Below are 18434 nucleotides of genomic sequence, written 5' to 3' on the forward strand. Positions count from 1 at the left end.
ATGCACGCCACCACGCGTCCCCGGTGACGGGGGGTCAGGCAGTGTGCTCTCCGCGCAGGCGGAGGTGACCCGTCCACAGTTCTGCCTCTGGGAGTCCCGTGTACCCACCCGTCCGGAACGACGCGCCTACCTCCCCCCGCCCGTCGACCACCGCCCCGCGTCCCGGTACGCGCCTGGACCAGCTGTGGGCCGCGATCAGAGACTTCGAGCTGCTCGTGCCGCAGCCCGCCGTGGCCGGCGCCACCCTCAGCGGCGGCCACGGACGCCCGCCCCGCCCCCCGGTCGGCGCCCTGCTGCGCTCCACCGCCACCAGCGGCCCCGGCACCAGCACGGGCGCCGGCAGCGGGACGGGCACCGGCTCGCGCGGCCGGACGGCGGTCGGCGGCGCCGGCCGCGGCCGGGCCCGCTCCACCCCGAACACCGGCTTCGAGACCGAGCACAACCCGATCGTCGACCTCGTCGAACGCGCCCAGAACGGCGAGAGCGAGGCGTTCGGCCGGCTCTACGACCACTACGCCGACACCGTGTACCGCTACATCTACTACCGGGTCGGCAGCCGGGCCACGGCCGAGGACCTGACCAGCGAGACGTTCCTGCGCGCGCTGCGCCGGATCGGCACCTTCACCTGGCAGGGCCGGGACTTCGGCGCCTGGCTGGTGACCATCGCGCGCAACCTGGTGGCCGACCACTTCAAGTCCAGCCGGTTCCGGCTGGAGGTCACCACCGGCGAGATGCTGGACTCCAACGAGTGCGAGCGCAGCCCCGAGGACTCGGTCCTGGAGTCGCTCTCCAACGCGGCCCTGCTGGACGCCGTGCGGCGGCTCAACCCGCAGCAGCAGGAGTGCGTCACGCTGCGCTTCCTGCAGGGGCTCTCGGTGGCCGAGACGGCTCGGATCATGGGCAAGAACGAGGGCGCCATCAAGACCCTCCAGTACCGCGCGGTGCGGACGCTGGCCCGGCTGCTCCCGCCCGACGCCCGGTGACCGCGGCAGACCCGGGCGCGGAAGACCCGGGCGCGGAAGACCCGGGCGCGGCAGACCCGGACCAGGGCGAGATATCCGACCCCCTGTCAGCTCCGCCCCGGTCCGCACACGTGCGGGTGAATGGGCGGTCACATGATCAGCCGTGCGTAACCGACTCCCGGCACCGCTCGTTGGCCAGCGTGCAATCCGTCATCGGGGCTTCAGTCAAGCCCGATCCAGGCATGTCACCCGATGGTGTGGTTTCGGCCCGCCGAGGCAACCGTCCGGCCGGCCTGGGTGTCGAAAACGACGAAGGGAGGTGTGGCCCGTGACGGCAAACGTGCTGGAGCACCGGCGGGCAAAGGCCTTCGCCGAGGCGCTGGAGGCCCACCGGACAGAGAGGGCCGACACCGGCGGCGCGGCCCACGAGGGCCCGGCCGGGGGTGGATCGGCCGCGATGGCCGAGCTGCTGGCGATGGCGGGTGCCCTGGGCGCGATGCCCGCGCCGGAGCTGGACGCACAGGCCCGCGCGGTCCAGCGGGCGCAGCTGATGGCCGCGTTCGAGCAGGAGTGGGCCGGTGGCCGGACCGCGGCCGCGGTGCCCAGGCAGCGCAGGCACCGGGCGGTCCGGGCCGTCTCGCGCAGCCGCTGGGGCCGGCGGCTGGTGATCGGCGGGCTGGTCGCCGGAGTGGCGGTCGGCGGCTTCACCGGTGCGGCCACGGCCAGCACCAACGCGCTCCCGGGGGACACGCTCTACGGCATGAAGCGCGGCCTGGAGGGTCTCCAGCTGGACTGGGCGGACTCCGACGCCGAGCGCGGCGCCCTGCTCCTGGAGCAGGCCTCCACCCGCCTCGACGAGGCGCAGTCGCTGCTGCAGCGGGCCGGTTCGCCGGACACCCTGAGCCCCGACACGGTCGAGCAGGTCCGGCGCGCGCTGGACGACATGCACACCGAGGCCGTCCGCGGCCGCGACCTGCTCCGCGCGGTCTACCGCAGCAACGGCTCGCTCGCGCCGATGCGCAAGCTCGCCACCTTCGCCGACGGCGAGGACGACCGCTGGAGCACGCTGCAGAGCCGGCTCCCCGACCAGCTGACCAGCCAGGCCGGCAAGGTCGACCGGCTCTTCGACGACATAAGCGAGGACGTCGCGCCCCTGCACCTGGAGCAGCCGACCGCCGCGGGCGGCTCGGCTCCCGGGTCGGGAGCGGACGGCGACCAGTCCCCGGGCTCGACCGACAACGAGCCCGCCACCTTCGGCGGCCGGCCGCAGGCACCGGCCGGCACGCCCGACGCGCGCGGCAGGAACGGCACCACGGGTGGCGGCGCGACCGGCGGCACGACCCCGAGCAGCGCACCGAACGGTGTCGGCAACCTGGTCAACGGCCTCACCAACGGCCTGACCGGCGGCGCCCCCGGGAGTTCCCCGGCAGCGGGCCAGCAGGGAAGCACCGGCGCGTCCCCCGCGCCGTCCGGCACACCCACCCCGGAGGGCCAGGGCCTCACCATCCCGCCCCTGCTCCCCGGCCTGCTCCCAGGTCTCACCCTGCACTGACCGGCCGGGTACGACCGACAACGGGACGGCGGCCGCAGGCACTCGCCTGCGGCCGCCGTCCTGCGATCCGGATTCCACCGTGCTCGCGACGCTCTCCGCCGTGGCCGGAGCTACCGGCCGGTCCCGGCCGGGATCGGCGGTCCTCCCCCGGAACCGGTCAGAAGAACACCGAGCGCCGCTGCACCAGCAGCTTGTACAGGGTGTGCTGGATGGTCTCCCGGACCCGGTCGGTGAGGTCGAAGACCAGCATCGGGTCGTCCGCCGCGTCCTTCGGGTAGCCGTCGGTCGGGATCGGCTCACCGAACTGGATGGTCCACTTGGTCGGCAGCGGGACGGCGCCGAGCGGGCCGAGCCAGGGGAAGGTCGGCGTGACCGGCAGGTACGGCAGGCCGAGCAGCCGCGCCAGCGTCTTGAAGTTGCCGATCATCGGGTAGGTCTCCTCCGCCCCGACGATCGAGCACGGCACGATCGGCACCTGGGCCCGGAGCGCGGAGGCCACGAAGCCGCCCCGGCCGAACCGCTGCAGCTTGTACCGGTCCGCGAACGGCTTGCCGATGCCCTTGAACCCCTCCGGCCAGACCCCGACCACCTCGCCGCGCTCCAGCAGTGCCTGGGCGTCCTCGTTGCAGGCCAGCGTGTGCCCGGCCTTGCGGGCGAGCTCGCCGACCACCGGCAGGACGAAGACCAGGTCGGCCGCGAGCATCCGCAGGTGGCGGCGGGCCGGGTGGTGGTCGTGCACGGCGACCTGGGTCATCAGCGCGTCCAGCGGCACCGTCCCCGAGTGGTTGGCGACGATCAGGACGCCGCCCTCGGCCGGGATGTTCTCGATGCCCCGCACCTCGACCCGGAAGTACTTCTCGGCGAGCGGGCGCAGCAGCGAGAGGAAGACCTCCTCGGTCAGCTCCTGGTCGAAGCCGAAGTCGTCCACCTCGTAGTCGCCGGTGATCCGGCGGCGCAGGAAGGCGAGGCCGTCGGCGGCGCGCGCCTCCCAGCCCTTGCCGAGCACCCTGGTCGCGGTGTCGCCGAGCCGCCCGGCGAGCGCGCCGCCGACGGCCTCGGCGAGCCGGTCGGCGAGGTCGCCCTGCTTGCCCTGCCAGCTGGGGGCGGACTCGATCGGGATGACCTTGGCCTCGCCCATGGCATGGTCCCTGGCGGCAGTCATCGCGGCATCGGCTCCTCGGTGTGGTGACCGGTGGTGGGGTGGTGGCCGTCCGGGCCGAGCAGGCCGGCCAGCCGGTCGGTGACGGCGGTCAGACGCTCCGGCGGGAGCAGGCCTGCGGACTGGGCGGCGGCGAAGTCGGCGAAGGCCTGCAGGGTGGTGTACCGGGGGGTGAAGCCGAAGGTCTCGCGCAGCCGGGAGGTGTCGACCACCCGGCCGTGGCTGAGCAGCTGGATCTGTTCGGGCGACATGTCGGCCAGCCGGGTCTGCCGGACCAGCCCGGCCACCAGGTTGAGCGCGGGCAGCAGCAGCGGCACGGTCGGCCGGCCGAGCCGGCGGGCGCACTGGGAGAGCAGCAGCACGCCGTCGCCGGCGACGTTGAAGGTGCCGGTGTTGGTGGTGCCGGCCGCGGGTTCCTCCGCCGCCAGCCGGAGCACCTCGACCGCGTCGTCCTCGTGGACGAACTGCAGCCGGGGGTCGCGGCCGAGCACGGTGGGCAGCAGTGGCAGGGCGAAGTAGGCGCTGAGCGGGGTGTCGCCGGCCGGACCGACGATGTTGGCGAACCGCAGCACGGTGACGGCGACGTCGGGGCGGCGCCGCGAGAAGCCCCGGACGTACCCCTCGACCTCGGCGGCGTCCTTCGCGAAGCCCCCCGGCGGGAGCGCCTTGGGCTGCATCCGCTCGGCGAAGACGGCGGGGTCGCGAGGGGCGGAGCCGTACACGGCGGTGGTGGACTTGACCACCAGGCGGCGCAGGCCCGGGGCCTTCTGGCAGGCACCGAGCAGCTGCATGGTGCCGATGACGTTGGTCTCCTTGACGGCGCTGCGGCCGCCGGAGCCGGTCGCGCTGACGTTGAGGTGGACCACCGTGTCGACCTCGTGCTCGGCGATCACCCGGGCGACGGCCGGGCGGCGCAGGTCGACCCGGGTGAAGGCGACATCGGCCGGGAGCTCGCCGGGCGGCGGTTGGACGTCGACCCCGATCACCCGGTCGATGCCGGGCCTCGCGGCGATCTCGGCGGCGAACCGGGCGCCCAGGTGGCGGGCCACTCCGGTGACGAGCACGACCTTGCCCACGTGTCCGTGTCCTCCTCAGTCCCATCCCTGCCTGAACCGTACCGCGCGGGCATTTCCGCGACGCAAACACGCCCAGGGGTGGAAACACGACTGCCCGCCCCGGCGGAATGCCGGGGCGGGCAGTGCGCACACCTGGTACGCGAGAGCGACCGTGGGCGGGCTGACTCCCGCGCGAAACGGGGCAAGCGCCAGCCGAGGTGTTACTTCTTGTTGCGACGCTGAACGCGAGTCCTCTTCAGAAGCTTGCGGTGCTTCTTCTTGGCCATACGCTTGCGACGCTTCTTGATGACAGAGCCCACGGAACAACCCTCGCTCACTCGGACCCGCGCCCGTGAGAGACGGGAGTCCATACGACTGACGGAGGGCCTAGCCTACCCCTCGCTTCGCGTAAGCCGTAATCGGCCCCGATCGGGCGCCGCGCCGTGTCCTTCCTACGCGCTCTGCAACCGCACGTAGGACTCCTTGAGATAGTCGTGGACCTCCTTCTCGGGGACCCGGAAGGAGCGGCCGACCCTGATGGCCGGAAGTTCTCCACTGTGCACCAGGCGGTACACCGTCATCTTCGAGACCCGCATGACCGAGGCCACCTCGGCCACGGTCAGGAAGACGACATCCTGGAGGGGGCGTTCGCCGGAACTCATGACCTCACCCGACCCTTACCCGTGTGCAAGGCACCGGCTTCCCCTCCGGTGACTCCACCGGCACACGTGTATCCCCAGAGTAGTTATGGGTGGTACCAGTGGGAAGAGGGAGAAGCTCACTCCTTGTACGGTGCGAGATCCGCCCGTTGCAGTACGTAGTCGCTCAGCGGTCTGTAGCACTCGGGGGGAGAGCCGTCGTCCACCGGGACCACGACGGCGACCTCGCCCTCCGCCTCCCCGACGAACGGCGCCGGGTCGTTGGAGTCGGCGATCCCGCCGGCCGGGACACCCAGGCGGCCGGCGCCGCAGAGCCAGCCGTGGTCGCCCAACACCAGGCCCGGCAGGGGCTGTCCGGCGTGGGTGAGCTCGGCCAGGGCCAGGCGGACCGGCTGCGCGGAGTGGGTGTGCAGCAGTCCTCCCTGGCTCCGGTCGAGTCTGCCACCACGCGCCGCTCCCCCGTCAAGGGCTCGGACCACGGCGACCGGGCCGCGGTAGTCGAGTGCGCAGTTGCGCTCTCCGTCGGGGGTGGGCTCACGGAAGCGCGTACCGCGCGCAGGAGTGAGCAGGGTGCAGCCGGCTGCTTCGAGCGCCCTGGCGAGGGAGGTGTGAAACTCCGTCAGCCGGGTCGGGTGCCCGGTGCCGGCGAGGACGGTGGCACGTCGGCGGGCGGCGGCGCGCAGCAGGTCGGCGAGCCGGTCCAGGGCGTCCAGCGTGCGGTCGGGGTCGATGGTGTCGGTGCCCTGGCCGCGGCCGAAGTCGGGGTCGACGCCGACCCGGTCGGCCATCAGCCCGAGGACGGCGCCCGGGCCCCACCGGCCCTCAGGGGCGAGGCCCATCAGGGCCGTCGGGTCGCCCTGGCCGAACAGGCGGTAGCTGCGGAGGTTGCGCTGACGGGTGGTCGGGATGTCCGGCCCGGCCAGCCGGCGCCGGACCAGGTGCTCGCGCAGGGCGGCCCGGGCGGCGGTCACGGCAGCAGTCCGTGGTGCGGGAAGACCGCCCGGCGGGCCGCCAGGATCGCCTGGTCGAGGCGGTCGCCGGGGTCGTAGCCGTGGTCGTGGAAGTCCCGCCAGTCGGGCTTGACGCCGTCGGTCATCCGCAGCGGGGCCTGCTGTCTGGTCCGCCGGTAGACCTCGGCGCGCCAGTCGGCGGGGGTCTCGGCGGCCGGGTCGACCGGGCGGCCGGCGGCGGTGGCCACCAGGTGCGTCCAGGCCCGCGGCACCACGTCGACCACCGCGTACCCGCCGCCGCCGAGCGCCAGCCAGCGGCCGTCGGCGTGCTCGTGGGCCAGCCCGTGCATCGCCTCGGTGACCATCCGCTGGGCGTCCAGCGAGACCGCGAGATGGGCCAGCGGGTCCTCGACGTGGGTGTCCGCGCCGTGCTGGCTCACCAGGACCTGCGGGCGGAAGGCGGCCAGCAGCTCCGGCACCAGGGCGTGGAAGGCGCGCAGCCAGCCCGCGTCGCCGGTGCCGGCCGGGAGCGGCAGGTTGGCGGCGGAGCCGGGGGCGTCGGGGCCGCCGGTCTCGGTGGACCAGCCGGTCTCCGGGAAGAGCGTCGCCGGGGACTCGTGCAGCGAGACGGTGAGCACCCGCGGGTCGTTCCAGAAGGCCGCCTGGACGCCGTCGCCGTGGTGCACGTCCACGTCCACGTACGCGACCCGCTCGGCGCCGAGCTCCAGCAGGCGGGCGATGGCGAGGGCCGGGTCGTTGTAGATGCAGAAGCCGGCGGCCTTGGCGGGCATCGCGTGGTGCAGGCCGCCGGCGAAGTTCACCGCGTGCCGGGTCTCGCCGCGCCACAGGGCCTCGGCGGCGGCCACCGACTGGCCGGCGATCAGCGCGGACGCCGAGTGCAGGCCGGGGAAGGCCCAGTTGTCGTCGGTGCCCAGACCGTGCCGGGCATCGCTCAGCGCCGGGTCGGCGGCCACCCGGCGGACGGCCTGCACGTACTCGGCGGTGTGCACCAGGCGCAGGGTGGAGTCCCCGGCGGCCGGGGCGGCGCGGACGGTGACGCCTGGCCCCGCGGTCAGCCCGAAGGCCTCGACCAGCCGCATGGTGAGCGCCAGGCGGGTGGGGTCCATCGGGTGTCCGGGGCCGAAGTCGTAGCCGGTCTCGGCCTCGTCCCAGTACAACTGCAGGCCGCAGGGGCTCTCGCGCTCGGCTTCGGGCATGGCTCCCACGGTAGTGGGTGCGGCCCGGACGGCCGGACCGGCCCCGGGGCGGCGTGTGCGGTGCGGGGTGCCTGAGACTGCGGGGTGCCTAAGGCGTGGCGGGCGCCGGTGCCGGTGTCGTGGCCGGCGCCGGGGCGAAGTGGTCGGAGAGCGGGATGATCACGAGCACCAGGGCCGTCGGGGCGAGCAGCGCCCAGCGGTACGAACTGGCGCCGGCGATCGCGCCGACCAGCGGGGAGCCGACCAGGAAGCCCACGTAGTTGAACAGGTTGACCCGGGCCACCCCCGCGGCCGAGTCGTCCGGGAAGAGCCGGCCGCCGGCCGCGAAGACCTGCGGGATGATCGCGCAGATGCCGAATCCCAGCACGGTGAACCCGGCGATCGCGGCCCACGGCCCGGGCGCCAGGGCGGCCAGCAGGAACCCAAGCGCGGCCAGCGCGGCCCCCGCCCGGACCACGGCGACGGCGCCCAGGTGCTGCACGGCACGGTCGCCGAGGGTGCGGCCGACCAGCATCGCGACCATGTAGCCGAGGTAGGAGAGCTTGGCGACGTCGTCCGGGCTGTCCAGACCGTCGGTGAGGTACTTGACGCTGTAGTTGGAGGCCGTGGCGTCGGCGATGCACGCGACCGCCATGGCCAGGCAGAGCGGGAGCAGCGGCTTCCACGGGATCGAGCGGGCGGCGGCCTCGGCGGCCTCCCGGACGGCGTCGCCGAGTTCGGCCCGGCCGGCGAACCGGGTGCCGGCCAGCAGGGCGAGCGGGATCAGGACGACGGCCGCGCCACCGAACAGGGTGGGCAGCCCCAGGTCGTCGTGCGCGCCGAGCGCCGCGACGGCGGCCCCGACGATGGCACCGAGGCTGAACGCCGCATGGAAGCCGATCATGATGCTGCGGCCGTACCGGCGCTGGAGGCCGACGCCGAGCATGTTCATCGAGGCGTCGAGCGCGCCGATCAGCAGGCCGAACACGCCGAGCGCGAGGCCGAGTTCCCACAGCCGGTCGCCGAAGCCGGTCAGGCCGAGGGTCAGACAGACGGCGGGCTGGACGACCCGCAGGACGGACCGGGCGCTGGTCCGCTTGACCAGCCGCTCCGAGGTGATCGAGCCGACCCCGGCGAGCACCGGCACGGCCGCCAGGAAGACCGGCAGCAGGCCGTCGGTCAGCCCGTAGCGGTCCTGGATCTCCGGGATGCAGGTGACCAGCAGCGCGAAGGTCACGCCCTGCAGGAGGAAGCCGACGGCGAGGGCCGCACGGGCCTGCCTCAGTCGCTCGGTGACGACCGGTCCGGTGGTGCCCGTTTCCCGCATCTGCCGACCTCGCTCACCCCGGCGCTACCGGCCGGTACGACGATGTTGGCGTGAGCGTAGGGGCTGTGGAGGCTTTGCGGGAGGGGGGCGGAGGGATCGGTTAGTAGGCCAAGAGGTCCAGAACCTCGTCCAGGTCGGCGAGCAGTCCGGTCGCCCCGGCGGCGGTGAGCCTGGCGGGGTCGGTGAGCGCCGCATGGCCGTACACGTCCATACCGGCCGCGCGGGCGGCGAGCACGCCGTTCGGGCTGTCCTCGATCACCAGGCAGCGGTCCGGCGGCACGCCCAGGGTGCGGGCGGCGTGCAGGAAGAGGTCCGGGGCGGGCTTGCCGACGCCGACGTCCTGCGCGCTGAAGATCCGCTCCTCCTCGTGCAGCCCGCGCAGACCGGTGAGGTCGAGCGCGGTCCGGATCCAGGAGTGGTGGGCGGAGGAGGCCAGGCAGTACGGCACACCGCGCTGCTGAAGGGACTTCAGCAGCCGCTCGGCACCACGGACCGGGGCCAGCTCCTCGGCGAACGCGGCGAACACCCGGGCGTGGAACAGGTCGTCGAAGCCCTCGGGCAGGGAGGCGCCGTGGCGCTCGCCGATCACGTCGTGCACCTTGTGCGCGGCGCAGCCCATGTAGTCCCGATACGAGTCCTCGACCGTGGTGGGAAAGCCGAGTTCGGTCAGGAACTCGGCCAGCACCCGGTTGGAGATCGGCTCGCTGTCCACCAGGACGCCGTCGTTGTCGAAGATCACCAGGTCGTAACTCACCCGGTCGACCCTACTTGCCGCCGCCGGCCAGCTCGCGGGAGCGGTCCCGCGCGGCCTCCAGCGCACCGAGCATGGCGGCCCTCACCCCGTGGTTCTCCAGCTCGCGGATGGCGGCGATGGTGGTACCCGCCGGGGAGGTGACGGCCTCGCGCAGCTTCACCGGGTGCTCGCCGGAGTCCCGCAGCATGATCGAGGCGCCGATCGCGGACTGCACGATCAGGTCGTGCGCCACCGTCCGGGGCAGGCCCAGCAGGATGCCGGCGTCGATCATCGCCTCGACCAGGAAGTAGAAGTAGGCCGGCCCGGAGCCGGAGAGCGCGGTCGCCGCGTCCTGCTGGGACTCCGGCACGCGCAGCGCCTTGCCGACCGAGCGGAAGATCTCCTCGGTGCGGACCAGGTGCGCCTCGGTGGCGTGCGAGCCGCCGGAGATCACGCTCATCCCCTCGTCCACCAGAACGGGCGTGTTGGGCATCACCCGGACCACCGGCGTACCGGCGGCCAGCCGGTCCTCGAACCAGGTCGTCGGGATACCGGCGGCGGCCGAGACGACCAGCCGGTCGGTGGCGACGTGCGGGGCCAGCTCGTGCAGCAGCACCCCCATGTCCTGCGGCTTCACGGCCAGGATCAGGGTGTCGGCCAGCTTGGCGGCGTCCGCGTTGGAGACGGCGGTGACGCCGTAGTCCGAGGCCAGCTCCTCCGCGCGCTCCGGGCGGCGGGCGGTCACCAGGACGTCCGCCGGATCCTTGCCGGCCCGCAGCAGGCCGGAGAGCAGAGCCTCTCCGATCTTGCCGGTGCCGAGGAAGGCGATCTTCTGTCCGGTCGCACTGCTGGTCATGGCCGCTGCTCCTTCGTACGGTGCTGCGACCCATCCTCGCACCGGCCCGGGCGGCCCTGCGGGACCCGTCCACGGTGCGGGCAGCGTCAGCCGCCCGGCGGCGGCTCGGTGCGGTGCGGCTCGCTTGCTCCAGACGCCGACGATCGCCGAGGCGGTCCTGCGCGCGGGGGATCCCTTCGCGACGGAGGACGAGATCGCGCACAGGGTTGCGGCTCGGCTGCGACGCCAGGACCGCCTCCACGGTCCCAATCCGCCACGCTTCTGGTTCATCCTGGACGAATCCGCGCTACGGCGGCCGGTCGGCGGGGCGCGTGCCATGCGGGAGCAGCTCAACGTGCTGCTGACTGTCGGCAAGGTCCCGCACGTGACGATTCAGGTGCTGCCGTATGCGGCCCAGGAGCACTCCGAGATGGGAGGGTCGCTGACGCTGCTGACCCTCCCGGGCCAATCCGTTGTGGCCTATGAGGAGGGCAGCAGATCCGGTTCCCTGATCGAGGCTCAGGAGGACGTCAGCAAGCGCCGGGCGCTCTACGATCTCCTCAGGGCGCAGGCCCTGTCGCCCCGAGACTCTGCGGCGATGATGAACGCGGCAATGGAGGGCTTCGGTCATGCGACCTGACGAGCGACCCGCCGAGTGGCGGAGGAGCAGCTACAGCAACGCCGACGGCGGCGAGTGCGTCGAGGTGGACGACGCCGCGCCCGGTACCGTCCGCGACTCCAAGGACCCCGACGGCCCGCGCCTCGCCTTCGCCCCCGCCGCCTGGCAGGCCTTCGTCACCGCCGCCGCCCGGGGCGAGTTCGGCGGCGTCTGACCTCAGGCTGCCGTCACGGTCGGCCGCAGGGCGCTGACGCCGTGGGAGTCGGCGAGCAGCACCAGGCCGTCCGGGGTGGTGTCGGCGCCGCCGAGCGGCCCGGGTGAGACGAACACGGCGGCCTGGCGGCCGTCCGCCTCCCAGATCCGCACGTAGTCGCCGCCGACACTCAGCCGCAGCGGGCAGGCCGCACGCTGCTCCTGCGACGGGCGGAGGAACTCGGCGGCCTCCGCCTCCAGCAGCGCACCGGTGCGGGCGTCGTACGCGACGAGCCGTGGATCCTCCTCCTGGATCCGGGCGACCAGTGCCGGGGTGCCGTCCGGAGCGACGGCGGCCGCGACCGAACCGACTCCGGGCAGCGGGTGCGCCCAGAGCGTTTGCCACGGCAGGTCGATGCCGAACTCTGGTGCGGGCAGAGCATCCTGGTGGCAGGCGTGCTCCAGCAGGGCGGCCCGCAGCACCGGGTCGGCCTCGGTGCGGGTGAACAGGGGCGCGAGGCGCAGCCAGGTCCGGGCGAGTGCCGGCAGGTCGGTGCCGGTGGCGGCCAGGTGTTCGACGGCCGCCCGCAGGGGCACCTGCCCGGCGTGCAGCAGGAAGCCCGGCTCCGCCAGCAGCTCCGGGAGCAGCCCGCCCTCCAGCGCGTGCCCGACCAGCTGGGCGCGCGTGTACGGGGAGGCGGCCGCCCAGCGGTCCGGGGCGGCCGGAAGGCCGGCCGTCAGGGCGGTGGCGATGCGACGCTGCGTCTCGCGGACGGCGCCGCCGAACCGTTCGCGCAACTCGTCGGCGATCGCCGGATGTGCGAGCCGTACGGCCGGTTCCTCACCGCTCCCGCCCGGTTCGACCACGTCGAAGAACGGGGTCAGCAGGTGTTGCGCCCGGGCGAACGTCCGGGACAGGTCCCGCCCCGCGATCGCCGAGGCGAGCGGTTCCCAGAGGGAGAACGGCAGCTCGGCGCCCTCCCCCGCGAGGGCGAGCGGCGCCAGGAGCCTGCGCAGCGTCAGCTCGTCCGCCCCGCAGCGTTCGGCGTGCAGGTCGAGGATCTCGCCGACGGTCGTCGGCGCCGGCTCCCACACGCCCTCCGGTACGGCCAGCAGCGACCGGGCGACGAGCTGCACCACCAGCGGGCCGTCCGCGCGCCGGGCCGTCTCGGCGGCCAGACCCGGATTCTCGACGGTGGCCCGGGCCTGGAGCAGCAACGCGGCCGGGTCGGCCCAGGGCTCCTGGTCGAGGTCCAGGATCAGCACGTCGCCGGGGGACAGCCGCTCGGCCAGCCACCGGGCCTGTTCCTGCGGTACGTCGGCCAGCAGCCGTATGCCGGGTGCCTGGGCGAGCGGCAGCAGCACCTCCGCCGCCACCCGTGCCCGCTCGTCGAGGGAGCGCAGCACGCCGGCCCGGTCCACATCGGCCACCACGACCGGCACGGGCTGCTCCTGCGGATGCGCCAGCAGCGTGTAGACGTCCTGCGACCGGGTGGCCCCCAGCCCCAGCTCGTCGGCCACCAGCCACAGCAGCTGGGCCGCCGTCAGGCCGGCGGCACCGAACACCGGTGGGGGCGGCAGCTCGGCGGGCGGCACGGTGGCCGGGTCGAGCACGGTGAGATCGATCCGGGCGCGGTGCTCCGGGTCGCACAGCATCAGGAACCCGGTGAGCAGATGGGATCGGCCGCTGCCCGGACGACCGGTCAGGAGCACTGTTCCAGGGGCGTCCGCCGCTCCCGAGCGCCATGCGGCCAGGGCCCTGAGGACGTCGGTCCGACCGCCCAGGTAGGGGTGCGGCTGATGGGCTGGCTGGGATGTCATCTCTCAAGGCTCCTTTGCGCTGGACGGTCGGCTGCTGGATCGTGGGAACGGGCGCTACTCGTCCCAGCCCTCCCGGGCCTCGATCAGCGACGGGACGAAGAAGCGGTGTTCCCAGAAGCCGCTCTCGACGGCCGGCCGGTCGACGGCCGTGAGCCAGCGTTCGACGTCGTTCTCCAGGTCATCCGCGTCGTACGGCCCGAGCAGCACCGGCGCGGACAGCGCGGCGTGGTGCAGCAGCACGATCCGCAGGAACTGCGCCAGGCTGCCCGCCACCACCGGGCCGGCCCCGCCGTCCGGACCCGGATCGCCGTACCGGACCTCACCGGTGCGCCCGTCGAGCAGGATCGGCACGCCCCAGAGCTCGCCGAGGCCTTCCAGCAGACCTGGTCCACCCGGCGCCGGGGAGAGCCCCTCCACCGACAGATCGGCCGTCGAGAGCCCCCGGAGGTCCTCCGCCACCGGCCACCCGACCTGTTCCAGGAACGCCCGGGTGGCCGGGGTCCCGCACCTCGCCGGGAAGACGCCCGGGAGCCTGCGGACGGCACGCCCCGGCGCCGAACGCCCAGTCCTGCTCGAGTTCCTCCCGGGTGGCCTCGCCGGTGAGCGACAGGGCCGGCGGCGGCCACTCGGCCTTCGGGGTGACGCCGTGGCCGACCCACCCGCGCGGCACCTGCGGCAGCGCCGCCACCGCGCGGTCGTCCACCACGGCGGCGAACAGACCGCAGGTGCCGTGGAACACCCAGAGCGTGCCGTCCGGGCCGCCCGACGGCGTGCACTGCACGGCACGTTCCACGGCCTCGACCGCCCAGGGCAGTTCGGGCACGGGCCGGCTCTCGCGGCTCAGCGCGCTGGTGCTCCAGGCCCCCTGGACGTGCCTGGCCGTCCGTCCGGTCCAGTCGTCGGCCGTCACGGACACCTCGTCCTGGAGCGACGTGCTGTCGCCGCTGAGCAGTTCGCCCGTGTCGACGTCCCAGACCTGCTCGATCAGGACGTCGTAGTCGTCCTCGTCCTCCCGGCGGGTGGCGACCGCGAGAGTGTCCTGCCACCTCACGGCACGCAGGTCCTCGCCGAGCAGCTCTTCGGCGGCCCTGGGCGCGAGACCGCTCGGCCACTGCCAGCGCGACCACACCGTCCGCCAGGGCAGGCGGACCCGGGCGGCCACCTCGTCCGCCGCCGACGTCAGACCCCGGCCGACGAGGGAGTGGTGCACCCAGCTCAGCCACTCCTCCCGGCCGGCCGGCGCTGCCACGCCCTGCATCAGCAGGCAGTGGAGATCGCCGGCCGTCCCGCCCAGCGGGACCCCGTCCGGACAGGCCAGGGCCAGCCCGACGCCGAGCCCGTACCAGTCCGACTCCACCAGGAAACCGGGTTCCTCGATCCACTGCTCCAACTCGCCCGCGAGGGCGGCGTGCACGGGCCGTGCCGCCCGGCGGTAGGCCGCCACCGCGCCCTCCGCTCCCAGCCCCAGCAGCGCCCGGTGCACCGCGACCTGCTGGCCCGCCGTCAGCGGAAACCGCTCCCTGACCTCCCGCCGGGCCGCGCGGCTCGCGAAGCCCAGGCCTTCGGCGTCGAGCAGGAGGTCCGGCCGGGCTCCGGCGAACCGCGTCAACTCCGCCGCCGTCACCGGCGCCGCCGTCAGGGCCTGCGCGAAGGCGCGCCACACCTCCAGCGGTGAGCGCTCCGGCTCCAGCGCTCCGGCCGCGGCGAGAAACAGCACCTCACGGGGGCCGGGGAGCTCCGGGCCACCCGGCGGGTCGCCGGCGGGCCGGCCGGTGGCGGCTGCGGCCGTGCGGGTCAGCACCGGCCGGCCGACCACCCCGGCGGCGGCGCGACTCGCCCACGCCGTGATCCGCCCGTGGTCGGTGGAGCTGGCGAGCGGCCCCGCCAGGTCGACCCGGTCCAGCAGCAGCGGTGCGCGTCCGGGTGCCGCCGTGGCGGCCGCCCGGACGGCCGCTCCGATCACCGCCTCCAGGCTCAGGCCCGCGCAGTCGACGACGATCGAGGGCTCACCCGGGTGCAGTTCGTCGCTGGTCACGTCGTCATCCTAGGTATCGGCCTGGCCGACGGCGCGGATTCCCATCCGCATCCAGAGCACCTCGATGTTCCGCATGTACCAGCGGGCGTCGGCCTTCTGACCGGCCACCGCGTCCGGGCGCGTCCGCATCCACCGATGTGCGGGGGGGCCGGTGGGGGATCCGGTCGGTCACTTCTCGAACTCCAAGGAGATGGTGGGCAGGGTTCGGCACCCGGTGTGCTCGGTGCTGGCCGGTCAGTAGATCCAGAAGTCGGTGTCCGGATAGTCGGACCATTGCTCGTACAGTCCGCTGTACCGGCTCGGCCAGAACTCTGCTTCAGCGGACTCGGCATCGAGCTCCCGCACCCAGGCCACGGCGTCCTCCTCAAGGTTCTCCGCGTTCCCCTCATCGAGGATCATGGGAACCGAGAGCACCGTGTGTTGCAGCAGGACCAGCAGCAGCAGCCGGGCGGGGCTGCTCGCCACCAGGACGGGCGGCCCGCACGACGGGCTCCGCCTCCCGAGGATCACCTTGCCCGAGGCGCCGTCGAGCAGTAGCGGCCGGCCGCCGAGCGTGCCCAGCCCTGCGTACAGGCCGGGTTGGTCCTCTACCGGGCTGAGACCGCCCTCGGTCAGGTCGTACGGGCGGAAGCCGACGATCGTCCGGCCGACCGGCCACCCGATCTCCGTCAGGACGTGCCGAGCCGGCCCGTCCACGATCCCGGCCGGCACCGCATCCGGGGCCAGTGCCCGGCAGCTCTCAGGGCCGAACGCCCAGTCCTGTTCGATCAGTTCACGGTCCACCTCGCCGGACAGCGGCACCCGCGCGGGCCGGGACCAGCGGGCGTCCACCGTGATCTGGAAGAACGGACGGCCGTGCGGCACCTCGGGCAGCGCGGCCACCGCCTCCTCGTCCACCAGTGCGGCGTACATCCCGCACCACCCGGAGTACGCCCACAACGTTCCTCCGGGACCCGCCGGCGTGCACTGCACGGCGTGCTGCACGGCGTCGACGGTCCACGGCAGGCCGGTCACCCGGCCGTCGGGACCGTTCGCGGACTGCCAGGTTCCGCCCTTGTGTGTGGCGCGGCGGCCCACCGAGGTGCCGCCGTCGAACGGGAGAACCTCGTGCCGCACCGGCCCTTCGCCGACCAGCAGTTCACCCGTTGTGAAGTCCAGGACCTGCTCCGTCGGGCGGTCCGGGTCGATGTCGTCGCAGCGGCCGGCGACCGCCAGGCCCTCCGGCCCCTGCACAAGGTACAGCTCCCCGCCGACGCCGGCCGCACCGGCCGCGGCCGGTGCTGCCGCGCCGGGCCACCGCCAGTGTGACCACACCGTCCGCCACGGCAGCCGCACGCGGGACGCAACCGCGTCCGCCGTGTCCGCAAGCCCTCGGGCGACGAGCGAGTGGTGCACCCAGCTCAGCCACTCCTCGTGGCTAGCCGGCGCAGCCAACGCCTGGGTCAGCAGGCAGTGCAGGTCTCCCGCGACACCACCCAGCGGCACGCCGTCGGGATACGCAAGGGTCAGGGCCAGCCCCACGCCGTACCATCCGCACTCCACCAGGAAGTCCGGATCCTCCAGGCACGACTCCAGCTCTCCCGCGAGTGCAGCGTGGACCGGCCACGCCGAGTGCAGGTAGTCGGCGACGCCGGGCACCTCCCGGCCCCGCAACGACAACAGCGCACCGTGCACCGTCCGGTGCTGCTCCAGCGACAGCGGAAACCGGCGCCGCACCTCCCGGTGGGTGTGCTCGTCGACGAAGCCGACCCGGTCGCCGTCCCGCACCAGAACCGACTGCCGCGCCGACAGCCGGTCCACCGGGCCATCGGGGCCGACTCCCGTCAGCGCCTGTGCGACCGCCGTCCAGACCACCACCGGCGAACACCGGAGCTCCAACGCGCCGGCGGCCGCCAGCAGCACGGCGTCGCCCCCGTCGGCATCGACATCGACCGGCTGCGGCTCGGCTGCCCGACGGATCGTCACGGGTACGCCCAACGCGTCCTCGCCGTCGTACCGCACCCACTCGACGATCCTGGCCTGCTCGTCAGAGCTGATCAACGGCCCGGCCGACTCGACCGCCTCCAGCACGACACCCTCGCTGACCGCCCCGCCGTCGCGGACCCGTCGGAGCGCCGTGGCGAACACCGCCTCCAGGCTGAGCCCGGTGCAGTCGAGGATCACAGGGTCGTCCCTCACGTCTTGGTCGGCCATGGCCTCACTGTATGCCGCCGACTCCGTCACCTCGTCTCCCCGGGACCTCTCGGCGCAGCGTGCTGCTGCCGGTCGATGCTGACGTCCATCCACAGCGAGGCGGTTCTCTTCAGGTGCCACCGGAAGTCGCCGCCCAGCACGTTCTGGACCTTGCGCTTGCCCCTCTTCTGGGGCGGCTGGCCGCCGTCGCCGCCGGCTGCCGCAGACCCTCGGCGAGCTGATCCGCCACGATGCCGACGACCTGGCCGCCTGCGCGCTCCCGGATGCCGCCCGGTCCACCCTCACCTGGGCCGGCCTCCCCGCGGACCTCCCGCTGTTCTTCTCCGCCGACCGCCCCGACGCCCCGCCGGCCGGCGGAGTCCTCGCCGACCTGCGCACCCATCTGCGCGCCGCGGGCAGCGGGATCGAGGAGCCGGTCCTCGACGTGCTCGCGGGCTGGACCAGGATCGGCACGGACGGCTTCTGCGTGATCGCCGTCCAGTGCACCGGCGACGAACGCGGCCTCGGCTCGGTGTGGGCCGTCCACCCGCGCACCGGCAGCGGACGGTACGTCAACAGCTCGGTCTCGGCCTTCCTGCTCAGCCTGGAGCTGCTCGTCACCAGCCGCGCCGCCATGCCGGGCATGGACCCCCTGGCCGCCGGCGCCGCCGTGACGGCGCTGCAGAGCGGCCTCGCCGAGATCGACCCCGACGCCTTCCACAAGGACTCCACCTGGTGGAACGTCATCGTCGACCAGATGTGGCACGGCCTGTTCTGACGGTTCCGACCCGCTGGTCGGGTCCCGGGCGGGCGGGCGCGGTCGAGGAGATCACGCCCGCCCGTCCACGTCCCCGCCCGTCCGCCCCCGTCCGTACGCCCCCGTCCGTCCGGTGACGGCGCGGCGCCGGCACTGCCGCCGGGCCTCGGCGAACGGTCCGCCGACGACCCACTTCCAAGCGGTGCTTTCGAACATCTCACCGCTCCTTATGGCCCAAGTTCACTCCTTCGAGTGAGTTTGACAGAGTGCACGCCCACTGCTGCGTACCAGAACCAATCGGGTGCGATCGAACACGCACGCAGCGGCGCAATCGTCCCGCAACAATCTCCGTGAAGCCCGGACAGAGACCACATCTCACGTTCGCGGCAAGCAATCTGACGTGTCATCAG

Annotated in this window: 18 protein-coding genes; 5 read left to right on the forward strand and 13 right to left on the reverse strand. The window is 73.7% G+C overall.

Going from position 1 to position 18434, the window contains the following annotated elements:
* The first annotated feature begins 98 nt into the window (after positions 1–98).
* Both OG871_RS17540 and OG871_RS17545 read left to right on the forward strand, forming a co-directional pair.
* Positions 99–983 (forward strand): ECF subfamily RNA polymerase sigma factor, BldN family, encoded by an 885-nt coding sequence (locus OG871_RS17540; RefSeq protein WP_371497750.1) that lies wholly within the window; start codon positions 99–101, stop codon positions 981–983.
* A 307-nt stretch (positions 984–1290) separates the two neighbouring features.
* On the forward strand, positions 1291–2514 hold the full coding sequence (locus OG871_RS17545) for a DUF5667 domain-containing protein (protein WP_371497751.1): 1224 nt from the start codon (positions 1291–1293) through the stop codon (positions 2512–2514).
* A 157-nt stretch (positions 2515–2671) separates the two neighbouring features.
* Here the strand turns inward: OG871_RS17545 and OG871_RS17550 are convergent, their stop codons facing one another.
* The 9 genes from OG871_RS17550 to proC form a co-directional block, all read right to left on the reverse strand.
* Positions 2672–3676 (reverse strand): lysophospholipid acyltransferase family protein, encoded by a 1005-nt coding sequence (locus OG871_RS17550; protein WP_371497752.1) that lies wholly within the window; start codon positions 3674–3676, stop codon positions 2672–2674.
* Positions 3673–4749, reverse strand: coding sequence for an NAD-dependent epimerase/dehydratase family protein (locus OG871_RS17555; RefSeq protein ID WP_371497753.1), 1077 nt, complete (start codon positions 4747–4749; stop codon positions 3673–3675). The genes OG871_RS17550 and OG871_RS17555 overlap by 4 nt, the downstream gene beginning before the upstream one ends.
* Before the next feature lie 200 nt (positions 4750–4949).
* On the reverse strand, positions 4950–5048 hold the full coding sequence (locus OG871_RS17560) for a 30S ribosomal protein bS22 (RefSeq protein WP_003948845.1): 99 nt from the start codon (positions 5046–5048) through the stop codon (positions 4950–4952).
* A 132-nt stretch (positions 5049–5180) separates the two neighbouring features.
* On the reverse strand, positions 5181–5390 hold the full coding sequence (locus tag OG871_RS17565) for a helix-turn-helix domain-containing protein (protein ID WP_371497754.1): 210 nt from the start codon (positions 5388–5390) through the stop codon (positions 5181–5183).
* 116 nt (positions 5391–5506) lie between these two features.
* Complete coding sequence (locus OG871_RS17570; RefSeq protein ID WP_371497755.1) at positions 5507–6358, reverse strand: phosphatase; 852 nt, start codon at positions 6356–6358, stop codon at positions 5507–5509.
* Positions 6355–7554, reverse strand: a complete 1200-nt coding sequence (locus tag OG871_RS17575; RefSeq protein WP_371497756.1) for an acetoin utilization protein AcuC — start codon at positions 7552–7554, stop codon at positions 6355–6357. Before OG871_RS17575 ends, OG871_RS17570 begins: the two co-directional genes overlap by 4 nt.
* Before the next feature lie 88 nt (positions 7555–7642).
* On the reverse strand, positions 7643–8860 hold the full coding sequence (locus OG871_RS17580) for an MFS transporter (protein ID WP_371497757.1): 1218 nt from the start codon (positions 8858–8860) through the stop codon (positions 7643–7645).
* Positions 8861–8960: 100 nt separating this feature from the next.
* Complete coding sequence (locus OG871_RS17585) at positions 8961–9614, reverse strand: HAD family hydrolase (protein ID WP_371497758.1); 654 nt, start codon at positions 9612–9614, stop codon at positions 8961–8963.
* Between the two features lie 10 nt (positions 9615–9624).
* Positions 9625–10449, reverse strand: a complete 825-nt coding sequence (gene proC, locus OG871_RS17590) for a pyrroline-5-carboxylate reductase (RefSeq protein ID WP_371497759.1) — start codon at positions 10447–10449, stop codon at positions 9625–9627.
* 124 nt (positions 10450–10573) lie between these two features.
* Here proC and OG871_RS17595 point away from each other — a divergent pair, with 124 nt between their 5' ends.
* The gene (locus OG871_RS17595) at positions 10574–11068 is read left to right on the forward strand and encodes a DUF5753 domain-containing protein (RefSeq protein WP_371497760.1); all 495 of its coding nucleotides are present in this window, start codon (positions 10574–10576) and stop codon (positions 11066–11068) included.
* A complete protein-coding gene (locus OG871_RS17600) occupies positions 11058–11261 on the forward strand; it encodes a DUF397 domain-containing protein (protein ID WP_371497761.1) in 204 nt (67 codons plus the stop codon). The genes OG871_RS17595 and OG871_RS17600 overlap by 11 nt, the downstream gene beginning before the upstream one ends.
* Positions 11262–11263: 2 nt before the next feature.
* Here OG871_RS17600 and OG871_RS17605 read toward each other — a convergent pair whose 3' ends face one another.
* The 3 genes from OG871_RS17605 to OG871_RS17615 all read right to left on the reverse strand — a co-directional run bounded on the left by OG871_RS17605 (position 11264) and on the right by OG871_RS17615 (position 17288).
* The gene (locus OG871_RS17605) at positions 11264–13060 is read right to left on the reverse strand and encodes an ATP-binding protein (RefSeq protein ID WP_371497762.1); all 1797 of its coding nucleotides are present in this window, start codon (positions 13058–13060) and stop codon (positions 11264–11266) included.
* 54 nt (positions 13061–13114) lie between these two features.
* Positions 13115–13846, reverse strand: coding sequence for an SUKH-4 family immunity protein (locus OG871_RS17610; protein WP_371503342.1), 732 nt, complete (start codon positions 13844–13846; stop codon positions 13115–13117).
* A gap of 1483 nt (positions 13847–15329) precedes the next feature.
* Positions 15330–17288, reverse strand: a complete 1959-nt coding sequence (locus OG871_RS17615; RefSeq protein WP_371497763.1) for an SUKH-4 family immunity protein — start codon at positions 17286–17288, stop codon at positions 15330–15332.
* A 196-nt stretch (positions 17289–17484) separates the two neighbouring features.
* Between OG871_RS17615 and OG871_RS17620 the strand changes: the two genes are divergently transcribed.
* Complete coding sequence (locus tag OG871_RS17620) at positions 17485–18045, forward strand: SUKH-4 family immunity protein (protein WP_371503343.1); 561 nt, start codon at positions 17485–17487, stop codon at positions 18043–18045.
* Between the two features lie 51 nt (positions 18046–18096).
* Here the strand turns inward: OG871_RS17620 and OG871_RS17625 are convergent, their stop codons facing one another.
* Positions 18097–18240, reverse strand: coding sequence for a hypothetical protein (locus OG871_RS17625; protein WP_371497764.1), 144 nt, complete (start codon positions 18238–18240; stop codon positions 18097–18099).
* Positions 18241–18434 lie beyond the last annotated feature (194 nt).

The sequence above is a fragment of the Kitasatospora sp. NBC_00374 genome, from assembly GCF_041434935.1.
In the GTDB taxonomy this organism is placed as follows: domain Bacteria; phylum Actinomycetota; class Actinomycetes; order Streptomycetales; family Streptomycetaceae; genus Kitasatospora.

What these genes read in the sequence shown, in the direction of transcription:
- OG871_RS17615 (WP_371497763.1), bottom strand. Translation starts at nt 17,288, where the DNA reads ATGGCCGACCAAGACGTGAGGGACGACCCTGTGATCCTCGACTGCACC.
- OG871_RS17600 (WP_371497761.1), top strand. Translation starts at nt 11,058, where the DNA reads ATGCGACCTGACGAGCGACCCGCCGAGTGGCGGAGGAGCAGCTACAGC.
- OG871_RS17580 (WP_371497757.1), bottom strand. Translation starts at nt 8,860, where the DNA reads ATGCGGGAAACGGGCACCACCGGACCGGTCGTCACCGAGCGACTGAGG.
- proC (WP_371497759.1), bottom strand. Translation starts at nt 10,449, where the DNA reads ATGACCAGCAGTGCGACCGGACAGAAGATCGCCTTCCTCGGCACCGGC.
- OG871_RS17625 (WP_371497764.1), bottom strand. Translation starts at nt 18,240, where the DNA reads ATGTTCGAAAGCACCGCTTGGAAGTGGGTCGTCGGCGGACCGTTCGCC.
- OG871_RS17605 (WP_371497762.1), bottom strand. Translation starts at nt 13,060, where the DNA reads ATGACATCCCAGCCAGCCCATCAGCCGCACCCCTACCTGGGCGGTCGG.
- OG871_RS17575 (WP_371497756.1), bottom strand. Translation starts at nt 7,554, where the DNA reads ATGCCCGAAGCCGAGCGCGAGAGCCCCTGCGGCCTGCAGTTGTACTGG.
- OG871_RS17550 (WP_371497752.1), bottom strand. Translation starts at nt 3,676, where the DNA reads ATGACTGCCGCCAGGGACCATGCCATGGGCGAGGCCAAGGTCATCCCG.
- OG871_RS17565 (WP_371497754.1), bottom strand. Translation starts at nt 5,390, where the DNA reads ATGAGTTCCGGCGAACGCCCCCTCCAGGATGTCGTCTTCCTGACCGTG.